The sequence below is a fragment of the Bacillus sp. GS3m_15504 genome (assembly GCF_055825275.1).
This window is the reverse complement of record NZ_JBVVNL010000001.1, coordinates 53,271-68,527: the sequence shown is the minus strand read 5'-3', so window position 1 is coordinate 68,527 and position 15,257 is coordinate 53,271. Positions and strand designations below refer to the sequence as shown.

Sequence of the window (15,257 nt, the reverse complement as noted above, 5' to 3'; positions counted from 1 at the left end):
CACTATCTTCTCTTCGTAATCTTTCCTGAACCACCGACCCTCGTTTTCGGGGGAGATGTATTCCTTGGCGGCGTTTTAATAGATGATTTCGGCTTCACATCTGATCCGCTTGAACCACCTGGATTTTTCGTAATTTTCCCTTTGCTTCCAGTAGAAGGCGGAGGCGTGTTGCTTCCTTTTTTCGTAATACTTCCTGTATCTCCTACAGAAGATTTCGAATCTACATTATCGCCTCGCTTAATGATAGATCCTTTCCCTTCCTTCGTAATTGGAGGCGGGGTTTTCTTTTCTTCTTTCGTAGGTGGTCTCTCTGGAATAACCGGTTTATGACTTTGTCTGTCATTATATCCGCGATAATCACCGTACGATGATTTTCGTGAACCGAATATATCGTTTAAAATACTTCCCATAATATATCCTTGCAGGAAGGACGGTTGATAATTTTGACGGACAAACTCTTTATTACTTATTTCAATTAACGTATCAGATGGCTTCTCTTTATCCTTTTGCAAGTTATAAATCTTATCAGAATAAACGAGGAACATTTGATTTTCGTCTTCTTTAGATGCTTGCTTCGGTTCTCTTTCATTAATGAGTTCCTTCGCTACTTCAGGAACTGACCGATTGGCGGCCCTATACACGTAAGATTCTTGTTTACCTTCTTTTGCGACAGATTCAAGTGGATAACGGTCTTGAATCGACTTTGTCTGTCCGCCTTGGCAACCTGATAAGGCATATCCAGCAACAACAAGTAATATAACGATAGCAAGTATAGGGATCACGAACGATTTAATCATGGTAAACAATCGGTTTGACATGATTACGCCCCCTTACGTTGCTCTTATAATTTGTACATCAGCAGGAATAATTGCTTCTCCCTCATACATCATTGTGCGACCATTTTGCCATTCAATACGCAATAATTTTCGGTTATCTGATTGAAATTCCCATACATACTGTTCTTCTGAAGCAGAGAATGGTGTTTTCCCCATCACAACAACACGTCCGTTATATTGCTCTTCCATATGATACTCTGTATCATCCATTTCAATTGTCGTCGGAATTTCATCAATTGAATCTAGACGACCATCGATTGGTGTATATAATTTGTAATACGTATTCTCACGGTCTTCAATTTTTAAATAACGAATATCTTTCCCGTCTTGCAGTGTTAAAACAATTTCTTTACGAGAATGCATACTCGTTTTTCCAGTTAATTCGTACATGACTAATGAAACTTCAACCATATCGCCAGGAGCTAACGTTAATAAACTTTTCTCTGGTTTCGGTGGTTCTGGGCTTTTCATTATATTTTTAATTCGTTTAAATAAACTCATGATCTACCCCTCCTTATCTCTTTATAAACAAGCACCTAAAATAAGTGCACCAACAATATGTAATGATCCGGCCAACATCGCGTGTGCAACACTGCCTTCTTTTGTACCTTCTTCTAAATCTAAGCCAGCCATTTTCTTTAATACAAATTCGATAAACATTTCTACCACTAATAAAATAACGAAAGAAACTGCTGAAGCAAGTAGCGCTTGCCATAAGTCATTTGCTTTCGTAATCGATTGAGATAAAATGTACCCTTGCGCAAATAATTTCATAACGAAACGAGTTGTTACAGCTGTATTCCCATTCTTTATTTCTTTTAAATCATTGTATTTCGTAAAAATTGAATCAACCCACATAATTGCAAATAAAAGTACTGCACTCGCTCCAGTCCATACAAGCATGGCAACTACATTCATCCATGTCATTGCAAAACCTCCTCTAAAAAGTAATAGAAAACCGACATGAATTTGTTTAGACATGTCGGTTCATTTGTCTCTATTTTATATTATTTCTCATACTGCTTCATAATACGAGCTAATTCATCATCAACAGCAGAATTTTTGTTTAAGCTTGCGAATTCATCATCTAATGACTTTTCTTTTTTGTACACTTCACCGCTTGCTTCTGCTTCAGCCTCTAATTGAAGAGCTTTCTCTTCCATACGGCTTAAACCAGCTTTCGCTGAGTTTGAATCAAATCCAGACATCGCCTGATTAATATTCTTTTGTGCTTTCGCCGCATTTACACGTGCTACAAGTGTCTCACGTTTATTTTTCAGCTCAGTTAATTGCTTACGCATTTCTTCTAGCTTCAGGCGAAGATTATCAGCAGCAGCTTTGTTTTGCTCATAGCTTGCTTTATACTCATTCATCTTTTGCTCTGCATTTTGCTTTTCTTCAAGAGCACGACGCGCAAGGTCAAGATTGCTTGCTTGAACAGCCATATGAGCTTGCTCTTCACGTTTTTTCACAAGTGCTTCTTGCTCTTCAAATAAGATTTTGAATTTCTTCTCAAGTGCAATTTGAGCCGCTACACTTTTCTCTGCTTCTTGTACATCCGCTTGCATATCGCGTAAATATTGATCCGTCATCTTAACTGGATCTTCCGCTTTTTCAATTAATGAATACACATTCGACATTGTTAAATCTCGTAATCGTTTAAATACAGACATCTAAATTCCTCCTATGATATACCTCATATTTTAAATTCACTACTTGGAAAAATAAAAATCTTCCTTAACAGTAAAGAATAGTCATTTTTACAGCTATGTGTTTATTATAACAAAATGAAGATGTACTTACATGTTATTTCCAAAATACATCCATTATAATATGACATTCTAGATGCAATATTGTATTTCTAATATATTCTCATTATCTCCCTTTAAAATTAACTTACTTTTTTGCGATTTCACTAAATTACATAAGTGTAATATTACTGTAAGCTAACTCGATAGTTACGTTTCCATATTTCTTATACACTAATACTAGAAGCAACGAACAAGCTTCTCATCATTTCAGAACTAATACAAAAATGTATTTACTATAAAACAGATAAAAGGAGAAATCATCATGAAAAAATTAGTAGGAATCGGATTAGCAGCAGCAATTTCATTCGGAGCATTATCAGGTTGTTCTTTATTAGGAGAGAAAGCAAACGGTTTTGTACTGTACGGAACAGAAGAGCAAGTAACACAAATTGCAGATAAAAATAAAAAAGAAGTGAAAGAAAAAGACTTCTATAAAATGAAAATGACAACATTAGACGGTAAAAAAGTTCTTGTCATGGATAAGAAAACTGGTGAAGAACTTGTGAAGAAAGAGTTACTTAGCAAAGTGGATGCAAAAGACGACACGAAGCCACTTGATAAATTACCAGCTGTAACAACAGAACAAGGTGTATTATTCGCAAAAGAGAAAGTAGAAAATGCTACACTTGATGGGGCAAAATTAAAATACGAAGGCAATACAATTATCGGAAGTGGCCGTACATATACAGATATGTATGCCATTGTTGATGACGCAACTTACAGCAATGTAAAAGGTGATGAAAAATCTGTTGGGGTATTAAAATTTGATAAAGACCCAAGTAAAGAATTTCCTGGAAAGAATGATGTAGAATCATCACAACTTGTAAAAATTAAGAAGTAAAACAAAAAAGCTTCGCGAATGAAGTGCACCCCAATTGTTAGACACATAATTAACAATTGGAGGTGCATTTTTCCCTAAGGATTGGAATAGAGTCCAGGTAGTTGATTCTATTAAAGAAGCATATACCAATCGTGTTCAAATCGCTCCAAATAAATACGTAGGGCAAACTTCTTCTGGATTTAAGGTTGAGATGATTATTGAAAATGGAGAAATTACCACTGCTTATTCAAAATATACGAGAAGATAGTGAGGTTGTATTAATGAATTATTCACATGAATTTTGGCGTGACCCATTTGGTGGACTAAGAATTCGTTTACCAAAAGAAATTGCTATTGTATCTGACTTTATAGAAAATCTAGATGAAGATGAAGCGGATGAATACATAGAAGTTTTAGACCATGTCGTAGAGGGAAAGTACCCTAGTTATGAACTAGAATACAATGCTACTGCTGTATTTATTGAACCTAAATATACAAGCGCGATTAATTATTACATTAGCCCACCAAATAATCAATGTAAATTAGAAACTTCAGAATTTAGGAGATTACTTTTGCTTTGGAGAAATAAAGTGATGACAGAAGGACGAGATATTAAAGTAAATTAAAAAGACTGCCTGTAATGAAGTGCACTCCAATTGTTAGACACATAATTAACAATTGGAGGTGCATTTTTTATGGTTAAATTTTCTTCAAAAGATAAAATACAAGCAGTAAAACGATATCTAGAAGGTACTAAAGGTGGAAAAAACATTGCTAATTCTATAGGAGTTCAATCCTTAGTTAGTAGTTGCTTAATATATTTTTCTAACTTTTTGGGTTCAATTCAAATTCGCAAAGCTTTCTTCTATTTATGAGCAATTTTCTCCATATCCGGACTACAAGTATTCGACTGGCATGATTTATTTAAAGAACATGCCGCGCATTTTCCTTTTTTACTTTTCTTTACAAAGTTAACTAACGTGTATGCTGCATAACCAAAAATGATAGCTCCAATTATAATATTGACCATCACCCTAATACATCTCCTTTTAGACTCCGAGTAAAGATCCAACTTGGTATATAATAAACGTTAATACATAAGCAACTACGAGCGGATAAACGACTGAGAAAATCGTCCATTTCGCTGAACCCGTTTCACGTTTAATAACGGCTACTGTCGCTAAACATGGAACATATAATAAAATAAAGAACATAAATGCATAAGCTGATAATGCTGTATAATGTGCTCCCATTACATTGCCAAGCACATCTTCTTTCACCGCATAAATAATTGCCATTGTAGAAACGACAACTTCCTTCGCTAAAAATCCTGTTAAAAGGGATGCTGCAGCTTGCCACGTTCCAAAACCGAGCGGTGCAAATAGTGGTGCGATAAATCCACCAATCATCGCTAAGTAACTGTCTCCCATATCAACACCAAATCCTGATGGACCTGCATAGTTTAATAACCAAATGACAACCGAACCACCGAAGATAAATGTACCTGCTTTACGAACAAATCCTTTTCCTTTCTCCCACGTACTTAACCATAACGTTTTCGCTTGTGGTACGCGGTAAGGAGGTAGCTCAATAACGAAAATAGATTTTTCCGCTTTTAAAATGGTAAGAGACATAATTTTTGTAACTAATAACGCAAGAACAATCCCTGCAACGTATAAAGAAAACACAACCGTTGCCTGACTATGAGGGAAGAATACGCCCGCAAATAACGCATATACAGGTAAACGTGCCGAACAAGACATAAATGGTGTTACAAGAACTGTAAGTAAACGTTCTTTTTCTTGTTCAATCGTTCTCGCTGCCATAATACCTGGAACATTACATCCAAAACCGATAATCATCGGAATAAACGCTTTTCCGTTTAAACCGAAGAACTCCATAATTCTATCCATAACAACTGCAATTCGCGCCATATATCCTGAGTCTTCTAATAATGAAATGAAAAAGAATAGTGCAAAGATTTGTGGAACGAATACTAATACAGCACCAACACCAGCAATAATACCTTCTGTAATGAGTGCTTGAATAAAATCAGAAACCCCAACACTTGTAAGTCCAGCTGTCACCCAATCCGTAAGCTGCCCAGCAAAAAACTCATCTAACATATCTGACAGTGGTGTCCCAATCCACGTAAACGTAACCTGAAAAATAAAAAACATAACTGCTAAAAAGATTGGAAGTCCTAAAATTTTATGTGTAATTAATCTATCCATTTTTTCTGAAAAAGGAATTTTTCCTTCTTTCTCATGCTTCATAACATTTGTTTTTAACTTTTCAATATACGCTTCACGAGTTTTATAAATATGCTCTTCCAACGTACAATCAAGTTTTCCCTCTAAGCGAGATCGAATGGCTTTGAGTTCCTTATAGATTGGTAATACCTTCATTTCTTTTTCTACTACTTCGTTATTACTTAAAAATTGAAGCGCTAACCATCTCGGATGCTCATAATTCGCTTTCTCTAAAAGAGAAATTACTTCTCCAATTCCTTCATCCATTTGTATACCATATGAAATAATGAATGGCTGTTTCTCTTTTTTGTCATTTTCTTTAAGAGTTGCAAGTAATTCTTCACAACCTTTTCCGCTTCTTGCAACGACAGGAACGACTGTTACACCTAATAGTTCCGATAATCGTTTAACATCAATTACAATGCCTCTTTGCTTCGCCACATCAATCATATTTAAACCAATTGAAACTGGCTTACCAAATTCAAGTAATTGCAACGTTAAATGCATATTTCGTTCAAACTGCGAGGAATCCACAATATTTAACATATGCTGAAATTCTTCTGTTAATAGAAAGTTTGTTACAACACCTTCATCACGCGAAACTGGATTTAAATCATACACACCTGGTAAATCAATTAATGTCCCTTGCTTATCTTTTAATTTACCAACCTTCTTTTCTACTGTTACACCGCTCCAGTTTCCTACGTATTCATAAGAACCAGTAAGTGCATTAAATAATGATGTTTTCCCTGTATTCGGATTCCCTAGCAAAGCTACCTTATTCACGCTAATTCCACCTTTATCATTTTCGCGTCACAATGACGAATACTAATTAACTGTCCACGACACTCCAATGTACAAGGACCTTTGAACATCGCTTTCTGCTTCATACGAAGTTCGCTTCCTTCAGAAAGACCAAAAGCAGCTAGCCTTCTCTTTAATAAATAATCTAAAGACCGCATACTTTTTACTAACACTTTCTCACCGATTTTAATATCTACTAAGCTCATAACCTTCCCCCTCCGAAGAGAATGATAATTATTTTCAAAAGAATTATAGCACACTCTATTTCTCTTGTACTATACCCTTTTGCTTCATATTTATTAACATTTCGCTACAATTCTATTTCAATCATTGTCATACTGTATTCGTTTGCCATTCTCATCCATTTCGCTTACAATAAACAATAACAAATAAAGAATTTCGTTATCACAGGGGGAGCTATGCCGCTGAGAGGGAACACTTCGTTCCGACCCTTCGAACCTGTTAGTTAATGCTAACGCAGGGATTGTGCAAACGTCCGAAATACATACCTCTTTTTATTTACGTATTTCGTATCCTCCTATGATATCTATTCTTTTTTGTACAACTTGGATTTAGGGGGAAACAACATGCGTAACACCAATTTACAAGCGATGATCGAATCTGCTATTCTTGCAGCCTTCGCCATGGTCATCGACATTTTACCATTATCAATTAAACTTCCAACAGGCGGTTCCATCTCATTTGCTATGATTCCTATTTTTATTATCGCATACCGCTGGGGCTTTAAATCAGCTTTCTTAGGTGGTTTAGTTTGGGGACTATTACAAATTGTCGTGGGAGATGCTTACATTTTAACACCTATTCAAGCATTCATTGAGTACTTCATTGCCTTTGCTTTTATCGGATTTGCTGGCTTATTCTATCGTCCAATTCAAAAAGCACTTTTAACGTCCAATGAAAATAACTTAGAACAATCAAATTTAGGTAGCCGTAAAGACAAACCTTCTTCAAAACAAAACGAAGGTAAGAAAGTTCTTGGTTATATTATCCTTGCTACATTTATCGGTAGCTTTGCTCGCTATTTCTGTCACTTTATTGCTGGTATCATTTTCTGGGGACAATATGCACCGAAAGGTCAATCAGCTGTGCTATATTCATTAATCGTAAATGGTAGTACAATGATTGGTTCCTATATTCTATGTACCGTTTTACTTATATTTTTATTCCTTACTTCACCACGCTTATTCAAGAGCATCAATGCTTATCAAATAAATGCAAACAAAAAGGGCGCTTAATAAGCGCTCTTTTTTTCATATCGTAATATCAATTAAAAATACAATAAATACGCAAAAGAAAATAAATACCATTATACTTAGCCAATTGCTATGCACGGTTCATCGACTCCTTACATAACCTCATTTTCTAAACAAATTATACTGATTAAAAATAAAGATTAGGTAAAGATAATATGAAAATAAATAAAAAAAGCGTAGATCATATTGTCTACGCTTTTTTCGGTAAATAGAAATAAAATAACACACCATCTTCTGTATTTTCTGCCCCATATTCAGCATCATGTAGTTCTAAAATATTCTTTGAAATGGCAAGTCCAAGACCTGTTCCTCCTTGCGAACGCTGGCGAGCTGCATCCACGCGATAAAAACGATCCCAAATTTTATCTAATTGCTCTTCTTCAATGTGAGTACCTTTATTTTCAATACATACTTTTATACGACCTTTCTCATCTATTGTAGAAATAATAATATCTTCTTTATTTGGTGTATAACGTATCGCATTCGTAATGAAATTTACGATGACTTGTTCAATCCGGCCTTGATTTGCCATCACTTCAAATGGACCTATATTTTTATGAACACGAAGTTCTTTTTTCTCTATTTCTACAGACAGATGTTCACATATATCTTCAATTACTGTATCAATATAAAATAAATCCATTTTCATTTTATATGTGCCTGACTCAAATTTAGCTAACTCCAGCATATCCAAAATTAAAGTATCCATTTTGTCTACTTCCCGTTCCATCGCTTGAAAATAGTACTCTTTTTTATGCTCAGCTACTCCATCTTTTAAAATAGAAATACAGCTTTTCATAATACTCAGCGGTGTTTTTAGTTCATGCGAAACACCAGAAATGAATTCTTTCCGCGTCTTTTCTAACTTTCTTTCCTTTTCAATATCTTGTTCTAGCTGTCCAATATGGGAATTTAATTTGTTAGAGAGTGTATTAATATTTTTCGATAAATCACCAATTTCATCTTTTGAAGTAATCGGTATTTGTTCTGTGAAATCTAAATGCGCTATTTTCTTCGTCGTATCATTTATTTTTAATAACGGTTTTGCAATTTGTTTTGAATAATAAAACGAAGCTAAAAAAATAAGAACGACTACAAATGCAATGATGTAAATGTAGTAATCTTGCACCATTTGTACAGCTTCATCTACAGGTTGTAAAGAAGCCATCGCATATATATAAGTTACTGATCCATCTTTTTCTTTTATTGGCTTGATTAATAATTTATATTTAATATCATTTTTTTCATAGTCCATTGTTTGTGTTGCATATTGTATGTGCTTGCTCTCTTTCAATAATAAATCCGTTTGAAATTCTTTTATGTTATCTAAAAAGATACTATTTTTATAAATTGGATTTATAGGACCTGTTACATCCGGAAGCTGAACTTTCGTAACACGCCCTCTTATGTGAATATCTGGTTCTTGGGCAGCTTGCTCCTGAACTGCCGGCTTCTTTTCCTTACCGAATTGTTCCTCAGCTGCTTTCTTTTTTTCCTGATCTAATTTACTCATTTTCTCATTAAATGCTTTTTCTAACGGTTTATTAGATCCATTCAAATTTTGCTTACCTAACGAAAAAGAGAATGGAATAAAACTTTCTTCTTTTTTCACTCCAGAAAAATAAATTTCTTGCCCTAAAAACGGATTGGATGATTTATTATCAATCTCTTCTATATTGATGAGATTGTATAAAGGAATGTTGAATATTTGTTGTCCAAAATTCTTCTGTTGCTTACGATCTATCGTAACCTCAAAATAAAAATCATCCGCATGCTTTAAATTCCCGTTCTGATCTAATGTCGTAATCCACGTATTATTTTCTCTTAAAAAGTCTTGCTCCAGTCGCTTAATTTCTTCTGTATTTCCTGCATAGTTTAAATAATTCTTCTCAAAGGAATTTAAATTCACTTTAATATCTTCTACTTTTCGATTCGCATAATATTGTTTAAAAAATAGCGTTTGTCCAATAAAAATCGTCGCTAAAATTAACATACATAGCGCTGTTGTGAGGGTAAATAATTTTAGTACAATCCCTTTTCTCATACATTCCCCTCAAATTTATAACCTGTTCGTACTACAGTTGTAATGTACTTTGCTTTCTCTCCTAATTTGTTTCTTAAATTACGAATATGGCTATTAACCGTTCGATCATCACCAGCAAATTCATATCCCCAAATTCTTGATATAAGTTGCTCTCTTGTTAAAACAATCCCTTGATTTCTCATAAAATACGCTAATATTTCAAATTCTGTATGTGTTAAATTAATGTCTGTTTTATTTACCGTAACAGTACGCGATGGAAAATGGACATGGATACCATGGATTGATAATGTATCATCTTCATTCTCTAAAAGTTGCTTTGTCACTTTTCTACTCTCTAACAACCGTTTCGCTCTTGCTAATAAAATTGGTGGGCTATATGGCTTCGTCACATAGTCATCCGCCCCAAGTTCAAATCCAAGTAACGTATCATCTTCATCTACACGTGCCGTCAACATAATAATAGGAACTTCGGATGTTTTACGGATTCTTCGGCAAACAGACCATCCATCGAGTTCCGGCAACATAATATCAAGAATAACTAAATCAACCTCTTCTTCTTCAAATACAACTAAAGCCTCTTTCCCATCCCTCGCTTCAAACACTACATATTGCTCACTTAAAAAATAGTCTTTTAATATTTCACGTAATATATCTTCATCTTCCACAATTAAAATGTTTTTTGCCATAACTTATGTATCCCCCTCCCGCTTTTCGAAACTACAATTTCATTTTGAATAACTACCAGTTAACTTCGCCTCGATAATATATCTATCTGGCGCATCCCCTATATAATCAAATGGGTAACAAGTCGTCAGTGTTAGTATCGGTTCTTCTTTTTTTATAATAACAGTACGATCATCCGCATGGGTAATCCATATTTTTTGAATTTCATATGTGTACGTTTTATTATCATACTCTAAAACAAGAGTGTCTTTTTCTTTCAACTGTCCTAAATCTGTAAAGACAGTATCCCTATGCCCACTTAGTACAGTATGTCCTCCTCCAGATGGCGTTGTCGTTACATCACTAACGAACATCCCAACTCCTTTTTTCAAAGTTGCATCATCCGCTCCCCAATATATAGAAAACTTCTTCTTTAATTTCGGTATATGTAACATCGCTACCTTTTCTCCTTCTTTATGTTCTGTTTGAGAAGAAGGCACTTGAGAAGTTACCAGTGTTTCATAAGGAAGTTGATTATGTTGTATATTTTTAAAGCTCTTTATTTCCTCATTCGTTAATTCTTGCGCAGAACTTTTTCCTTTATACCATTCCACAGCGTAATAGGATCCCATAAGTAGCCCGATGGCCATTAATATCATTCCGATATAATTAAGTAACTTCACATTTCATCCCTCCATGCCAAAAATGGTAGGAATAACCTACCATTTTTAATATATGAAATTATCCCATTCTTTATAGGGCAATATTGTAATTACGCCTTAACTTTATTGCGACGTTTCAAACCGAATAACGTCCCTATCCCTACAAGGCACGCGCTTAGTGCCATCATTGCTACATTATTTGATGCAGTGTTTGGTAATTTTTCACCTTGTACAGCTGGCTTTGCTACTTCTTTTTTAGTTGCAGCATTTTTTTGTTGTACTTGTGCTGCTTCCTTTTTCCCTTCCTCACTCTTTTGCTGAGCCTTTATTGCTTCTTCTTTTTTTGCCATATCATTTTTTAGCTGTTCTTGCGCTATTCTCTTTTTCTCTTCTTCAATTTTTTGCTGTTCCTTAATCGCGGCTTCTTTTTTCGCTTTATCTTGTTGCAGTTGCGTTGCTTCTTCCTTTGTTACTGTTCCAGTATCCGCACTTGCTACTGAAGAATATCCTACTGTTAAAAGTGCTATTGCACAGATCGGTAATAGTTTCTTTTTCATTTTATTTCTCTCCTTTTATACGTTTTACATCACTTCGCATCGGATGTATCACTAGAATAAACAAGAGATATAAATATAAGATGCAGATGAAATATATTTCATTTAAAGATTTCATTGTAAAAAATAAAAAAACATCGCAATATATACGATGTTTTTTCGGGTGTGTGTCTCAATATTTACATGTTACTTTCGCGTGATTTAGAAGTAGAACGGGCCGGAGCGATAACTAATTGTCTCGGCTCAGTTTTCTTTAAGTGATTTTTGACGTTACACTTACGACGTTGAACAACCCACGCTTTAATAGGGTTTGTCAAAATAACCTTTTGCTCTTCGTTAGGGGTCTCTTCTTCAAACCTACAACTCTCGCTCCACTTACTCCATTTCATTGTAAATTTAGAAGAAGAATGATCGTCTTCTCGATCAAACAAGTGCAAAAAATCCATTTCGCCAGCTAGCATTACGGTGTTGCTAGTTGCTAAAAAAGAAAAGGTCGTCCAACGTTTCTCCATGCCCTCCTACTCCTTTTTCACATATAGAGTGCCTAAAACTTAATTTACCTAAAATATGCTTGCCTTTTACCTTACACCCATAGTTTATCCAAAACACTACTATGCAACTATCGATTTCCCTTACAACTACCTTACATTTTTGTAAGAAACAAAAAAACCTTCACTATGCCTATGTGAAGGTCTCTTATTTCTTATCTATATGGTCTTTCATATCATCAAGTCCAGCTTCTTGCAGTTGTGACATCATACCATGGGAAATTGCGCCTAATACTAAAGTCATTCCAATTAGTGAAATCCGAATCGCTGGTACATCAATTATATAAGCCAACAATCCAAGAACAATTGTTAATAGTAATGCTTTTATAAATGTTACAGTTGTGTACTGTTTCTTCTTCATTATCATCACCCTTTATGGAAGCGTTTTCTTAATATAATTAGTATATCATATCATCAGATGATTTTGTTCGTATTTTGTAAAAAATTACTATCTCCTTTGACTTTTTCCTTTCTATCCTTTACAGTCGAAATGTTCACAAGTTTTACACTGTAGGAGGACTCCAATGAATATTGAAATAAAAGACACTTTAATTTCTGAAGAACAATTACAAGAAAAAGTAAAAGAACTAGCACTTCAAATCGAACGTGATTTTGAAGGAGAAGAAATCGTAGTCATCGCTGTACTAAAAGGATCTTTCGTATTTGCTGCTGATTTAATTCGTCACATTAAAAACGATGTAACAATCGACTTTATTTCTGCATCTAGCTACGGAAATCAAACAGAAACAACTGGAAAAGTGAAACTATTAAAAGATATCGATGTAAACATTACTGGAAAAAACGTAATTGTCGTAGAAGACATTATCGATTCTGGTTTAACACTTCACTTCTTAAAAGATCACTTCTTTATGCATAAACCAAAGGCACTCAAATTCTGTACGTTACTTGATAAACCTGAGCGCCGCAAAGTGGATTTAACAGCTGAATATGTTGGCTTCCAAATTCCAGACGAATTTATCGTTGGCTACGGCATCGACTGCGCAGAAAAATATCGTAACTTACCATTTATCGCTTCAGTTGTAACGGAATAATCGTATAACTTAAAAAGTCGATAGTACATAAAATTTATATCGGCGATTTTCAAAATATATCGACCGTATCTTAAATTATATCGGCGATTTTTCAAATATATCGACCGTAACTCAAATTATATCGGCGATTTTTTAAATATATCGACTTACCGACAATAACTGACAATCTTAGCGCCCTATTAATAGGAAGAAGCTGTTCTGCAATACATCGGAACAGCTCCTTTCTTTCCATTACAAAAAAACAGGGAGAGATGAAAAATGACAAAGACAAAATTTGAAAAAGTACTCCTCATCGTAAATCCAAAAGCTGGACAAGGCGACTTACATACAAATTTAACGAAAATCGTACCACCTCTTGCCGCGGCTTTTCCTGACTTACATATCCTTCATACGAAAGAACAAGGTGATGCAACAAAATATTGCCAAGAGTTTGCTAGTAAAGTAGATTTAATTATCGTCTTTGGTGGTGACGGCACAGTATTTGAATGCACAAACGGCTTAGCACCTCTTGAAATTAGACCTACACTTGCAATTATTCCAGGCGGAACTTGCAATGACTTCTCTCGCACACTAGGCGTTCCGCAAAACATTGCAGAAGCAGCAAAACTTATCACTAAGGAACACGTAAAACCAGTTGACGTTGCAAAAGCAAATGGACAACATTTCTTAAACTTCTGGGGCATTGGACTCGTATCTGAAGTATCAAACAATATCGATGCAGAAGAAAAAGCAAAGCTTGGAAAAATCGGCTACTACTTAAGCACAATTCGAACTGTCAAAAATGCTGAAACATTCCCAGTAAAAATTACGTACGACGGACAGGTATATGAAGACGAAGCTGTTCTTGTTATGGTTGGAAACGGTGAATATCTTGGCGGCATCCCGTCCTTTATTCCGAACGTAAAATGTGATGACGGAACACTTGATATTTTCGTAGTCAAATCAACAGGTATTCAAGCATTTAAAGATTACATCGGAAAGAAACTATTTGAAGACTCAAACGAAAATGACATCTTCCACGTAAAAGCGAAATCCATTCATATTGAAACAGAAGAAGAAAAAGAAGTAGATACAGATGGAGAAAGTTCGCTTCATACACCTTGTAACATTGAATTATTACCAGGACACTTTACGATGATTTATAATCCTGCGGTTGTGTAATACAAAAAAACGAGCTAAAGTTTTAACATTTTAGCTCGTCTTTTTTATTACAAAGATATTTTAATATGAATTTTCGTAATCAAACTCCACCCAATTTTTCCAGTGCGTATTAGCATCCTTCTTCACAATAATACTTGGATCTTTCTTCTCTATTGCAGCGGCTACTGATTGGAAGAATTCATTTTCACTTACTTTTTCATCTTCAACATGTTTCCATTCTTCCGTTTCATACGCTACTTCCCAGTTGCCTTCTAAATCAAACTCTTCTAAAATCTCTTCTTTACTCCACCATAATAAATTTCTTGCTTCATTATTAGTAGCAAGCATACGCATGAAATATGTTGGATAAGACTCTATCGTTTGTACTTCTATTCCATGATTCACATAATCTTCTTCTGTAAATTGATATTCAAAATGATGCTCGCGAATTTTTAAACTGCCGTTATAAATATCCGGTATAAAATTACCTTCATCATCAAATAATTCATAATCTCCATCATTTAATTGCAAAATTCCATCATCACCAATTGAATGGTTTATTCTATCTCCATATACTTGAATATCATTACATACACCTAATGAACCTACACCGACAACTTGAAACACCATTAACCAATCCTTATTCTCTTTAAAGAAAAGAGAGAATTTCACTTGTGAAATATCCATATAAGCATTATCAAAAGCAGGAAATTCATACTTACTTTGCTTTTTATCTAATAGTTTCAAAATATCTTTTTGCATCTGTAGCATCTTCACCTCTATATAAACTTTTTAAT

At 34.7% G+C, this 15,257-nt stretch carries 20 protein-coding genes, 1 pseudogene and 1 riboswitch; of the genes and pseudogenes, 7 read left to right on the top strand and 14 right to left on the bottom strand.

The window, feature by feature from the left end; genetic code table 11:
* Positions 1-2 precede the first annotated feature (2 nt).
* The 4 genes from AC0L0O_RS00420 to AC0L0O_RS00405 form a co-directional block, all read right to left on the bottom strand.
* Complete coding sequence (locus AC0L0O_RS00420) at positions 3-818, bottom strand: DUF4247 domain-containing protein (RefSeq protein ID WP_000071195.1); 816 nt, start codon at positions 816-818, stop codon at positions 3-5.
* A 12-nt stretch (positions 819-830) separates the two neighbouring features.
* Positions 831-1,337: a DUF4178 domain-containing protein gene (locus AC0L0O_RS00415; RefSeq protein WP_000051761.1), complete on the bottom strand. Its 507-nt coding sequence runs from the start codon at positions 1,335-1,337 to the stop codon at positions 831-833.
* 21 nt (positions 1,338-1,358) lie between these two features.
* Positions 1,359-1,763, bottom strand: coding sequence for a DUF350 domain-containing protein (locus AC0L0O_RS00410; RefSeq protein WP_000220090.1), 405 nt, complete (start codon positions 1,761-1,763; stop codon positions 1,359-1,361).
* 80 nt (positions 1,764-1,843) lie between these two features.
* The gene (locus AC0L0O_RS00405) at positions 1,844-2,509 is read right to left on the bottom strand and encodes a PspA/IM30 family protein (RefSeq protein ID WP_000110287.1); all 666 of its coding nucleotides are present in this window, start codon (positions 2,507-2,509) and stop codon (positions 1,844-1,846) included.
* A gap of 400 nt (positions 2,510-2,909) precedes the next feature.
* Here AC0L0O_RS00405 and AC0L0O_RS00400 point away from each other — a divergent pair, with 400 nt between their 5' ends.
* The 4 genes and pseudogenes from AC0L0O_RS00400 to AC0L0O_RS00385 all read left to right on the top strand — a co-directional run.
* Positions 2,910-3,488: a lipoprotein BA_5634 family protein gene (locus tag AC0L0O_RS00400; protein WP_000737486.1), complete on the top strand. Its 579-nt coding sequence runs from the start codon at positions 2,910-2,912 to the stop codon at positions 3,486-3,488.
* Positions 3,489-3,543: 55 nt separating this feature from the next.
* The gene (locus AC0L0O_RS00395) at positions 3,544-3,735 is read left to right on the top strand and encodes an EndoU domain-containing protein (RefSeq protein WP_429656291.1); all 192 of its coding nucleotides are present in this window, start codon (positions 3,544-3,546) and stop codon (positions 3,733-3,735) included.
* Positions 3,692-4,093, top strand: a complete 402-nt coding sequence (locus tag AC0L0O_RS00390) for a hypothetical protein (RefSeq protein ID WP_473785916.1) — start codon at positions 3,692-3,694, stop codon at positions 4,091-4,093. Before AC0L0O_RS00395 ends, AC0L0O_RS00390 begins: the two co-directional genes overlap by 44 nt.
* Before the next feature lie 69 nt (positions 4,094-4,162).
* Positions 4,163-4,258, top strand: a pseudogene (locus tag AC0L0O_RS00385) (YolD-like family protein); the annotation flags it as partial.
* 74 nt (positions 4,259-4,332) lie between these two features.
* Here the strand turns inward: AC0L0O_RS00385 and AC0L0O_RS00380 are convergent.
* The 3 genes from AC0L0O_RS00380 to AC0L0O_RS00370 are packed head-to-tail and all read right to left on the bottom strand — an operon-like array spanning position 4,333 to position 6,729.
* Complete coding sequence (locus AC0L0O_RS00380; protein WP_000989589.1) at positions 4,333-4,500, bottom strand: FeoB-associated Cys-rich membrane protein; 168 nt, start codon at positions 4,498-4,500, stop codon at positions 4,333-4,335.
* Between the two features lie 16 nt (positions 4,501-4,516).
* Positions 4,517-6,505, bottom strand: coding sequence for a ferrous iron transport protein B (feoB, locus tag AC0L0O_RS00375; protein ID WP_473785598.1), 1,989 nt, complete (start codon positions 6,503-6,505; stop codon positions 4,517-4,519).
* A complete protein-coding gene (locus AC0L0O_RS00370; protein ID WP_000060515.1) occupies positions 6,502-6,729 on the bottom strand; it encodes a FeoA family protein in 228 nt (75 codons plus the stop codon). Before AC0L0O_RS00370 ends, feoB begins: the two co-directional genes overlap by 4 nt.
* Positions 6,730-6,923: 194 nt before the next feature.
* Positions 6,924-7,025: riboswitch (TPP riboswitch) on the top strand.
* Positions 7,026-7,110: 85 nt separating this feature from the next.
* Here AC0L0O_RS00370 and thiT point away from each other — a divergent pair.
* Positions 7,111-7,779, top strand: a complete 669-nt coding sequence (gene thiT, locus AC0L0O_RS00365; RefSeq protein WP_001246595.1) for an energy-coupled thiamine transporter ThiT — start codon at positions 7,111-7,113, stop codon at positions 7,777-7,779.
* Between the two features lie 208 nt (positions 7,780-7,987).
* Here the strand turns inward: thiT and AC0L0O_RS00360 are convergent, their stop codons facing one another.
* The 6 genes from AC0L0O_RS00360 to AC0L0O_RS00335 form a co-directional block, all read right to left on the bottom strand.
* Complete coding sequence (locus AC0L0O_RS00360; protein ID WP_134189320.1) at positions 7,988-9,841, bottom strand: sensor histidine kinase; 1,854 nt, start codon at positions 9,839-9,841, stop codon at positions 7,988-7,990.
* On the bottom strand, positions 9,838-10,527 hold the full coding sequence (locus AC0L0O_RS00355) for a response regulator transcription factor (protein WP_017561140.1): 690 nt from the start codon (positions 10,525-10,527) through the stop codon (positions 9,838-9,840). Before AC0L0O_RS00355 ends, AC0L0O_RS00360 begins: the two co-directional genes overlap by 4 nt.
* 39 nt (positions 10,528-10,566) lie before the next feature.
* The gene (locus tag AC0L0O_RS00350; RefSeq protein WP_000771606.1) at positions 10,567-11,187 is read right to left on the bottom strand and encodes a class D sortase; all 621 of its coding nucleotides are present in this window, start codon (positions 11,185-11,187) and stop codon (positions 10,567-10,569) included.
* Between the two features lie 89 nt (positions 11,188-11,276).
* Positions 11,277-11,723 (bottom strand): LPXTG cell wall anchor domain-containing protein, encoded by a 447-nt coding sequence (locus AC0L0O_RS00345; protein WP_000728003.1) that lies wholly within the window; start codon positions 11,721-11,723, stop codon positions 11,277-11,279.
* A 176-nt stretch (positions 11,724-11,899) separates the two neighbouring features.
* The gene (locus tag AC0L0O_RS00340) at positions 11,900-12,232 is read right to left on the bottom strand and encodes a hypothetical protein (RefSeq protein ID WP_000415605.1); all 333 of its coding nucleotides are present in this window, start codon (positions 12,230-12,232) and stop codon (positions 11,900-11,902) included.
* A 184-nt stretch (positions 12,233-12,416) separates the two neighbouring features.
* Entirely contained in the window at positions 12,417-12,632 is a 216-nt protein-coding gene (locus tag AC0L0O_RS00335) for a hypothetical protein (RefSeq protein ID WP_002156638.1), read from the bottom strand.
* Between the two features lie 160 nt (positions 12,633-12,792).
* Between AC0L0O_RS00335 and hpt the strand changes: the two genes are divergently transcribed.
* Together hpt and AC0L0O_RS00325 are read left to right on the top strand one after the other, a co-directional pair.
* Entirely contained in the window at positions 12,793-13,320 is a 528-nt protein-coding gene (hpt, locus tag AC0L0O_RS00330; RefSeq protein WP_001019306.1) for a hypoxanthine phosphoribosyltransferase, read from the top strand.
* Between the two features lie 258 nt (positions 13,321-13,578).
* Entirely contained in the window at positions 13,579-14,481 is a 903-nt protein-coding gene (locus tag AC0L0O_RS00325) for a diacylglycerol/lipid kinase family protein (protein ID WP_000167887.1), read from the top strand.
* Between the two features lie 60 nt (positions 14,482-14,541).
* On the opposite strand, the gene AC0L0O_RS00320 is transcribed toward AC0L0O_RS00325, so the two are convergent.
* Positions 14,542-15,222 (bottom strand): DUF7003 family protein, encoded by a 681-nt coding sequence (locus AC0L0O_RS00320; protein WP_001168083.1) that lies wholly within the window; start codon positions 15,220-15,222, stop codon positions 14,542-14,544.
* Between the last annotated feature and the right edge of the window lie 35 nt (positions 15,223-15,257).

Coding starts and splice junctions, on each gene's coding strand:
- AC0L0O_RS00400 (WP_000737486.1), top strand. CDS start 2,910: ATGAAAAAATTAGTAGGAATCGGATTAGCAGCAGCAATTTCATTCGGA.
- AC0L0O_RS00390 (WP_473785916.1), top strand. CDS start 3,692: ATGGAGAAATTACCACTGCTTATTCAAAATATACGAGAAGATAGTGAG.
- AC0L0O_RS00415 (WP_000051761.1), bottom strand. CDS start 1,337: ATGAGTTTATTTAAACGAATTAAAAATATAATGAAAAGCCCAGAACCA.
- AC0L0O_RS00320 (WP_001168083.1), bottom strand. CDS start 15,222: ATGCAAAAAGATATTTTGAAACTATTAGATAAAAAGCAAAGTAAGTAT.
- hpt (WP_001019306.1), top strand. CDS start 12,793: ATGAATATTGAAATAAAAGACACTTTAATTTCTGAAGAACAATTACAA.
- AC0L0O_RS00340 (WP_000415605.1), bottom strand. CDS start 12,232: ATGGAGAAACGTTGGACGACCTTTTCTTTTTTAGCAACTAGCAACACC.
- AC0L0O_RS00360 (WP_134189320.1), bottom strand. CDS start 9,841: ATGAGAAAAGGGATTGTACTAAAATTATTTACCCTCACAACAGCGCTA.
- AC0L0O_RS00345 (WP_000728003.1), bottom strand. CDS start 11,723: ATGAAAAAGAAACTATTACCGATCTGTGCAATAGCACTTTTAACAGTA.
- AC0L0O_RS00355 (WP_017561140.1), bottom strand. CDS start 10,527: ATGGCAAAAAACATTTTAATTGTGGAAGATGAAGATATATTACGTGAA.
- AC0L0O_RS00410 (WP_000220090.1), bottom strand. CDS start 1,763: ATGACATGGATGAATGTAGTTGCCATGCTTGTATGGACTGGAGCGAGT.
- AC0L0O_RS00405 (WP_000110287.1), bottom strand. CDS start 2,509: ATGTCTGTATTTAAACGATTACGAGATTTAACAATGTCGAATGTGTAT.
- AC0L0O_RS00370 (WP_000060515.1), bottom strand. CDS start 6,729: ATGAGCTTAGTAGATATTAAAATCGGTGAGAAAGTGTTAGTAAAAAGT.
- AC0L0O_RS00420 (WP_000071195.1), bottom strand. CDS start 818: ATGTCAAACCGATTGTTTACCATGATTAAATCGTTCGTGATCCCTATA.
- AC0L0O_RS00325 (WP_000167887.1), top strand. CDS start 13,579: ATGACAAAGACAAAATTTGAAAAAGTACTCCTCATCGTAAATCCAAAA.
- thiT (WP_001246595.1), top strand. CDS start 7,111: ATGCGTAACACCAATTTACAAGCGATGATCGAATCTGCTATTCTTGCA.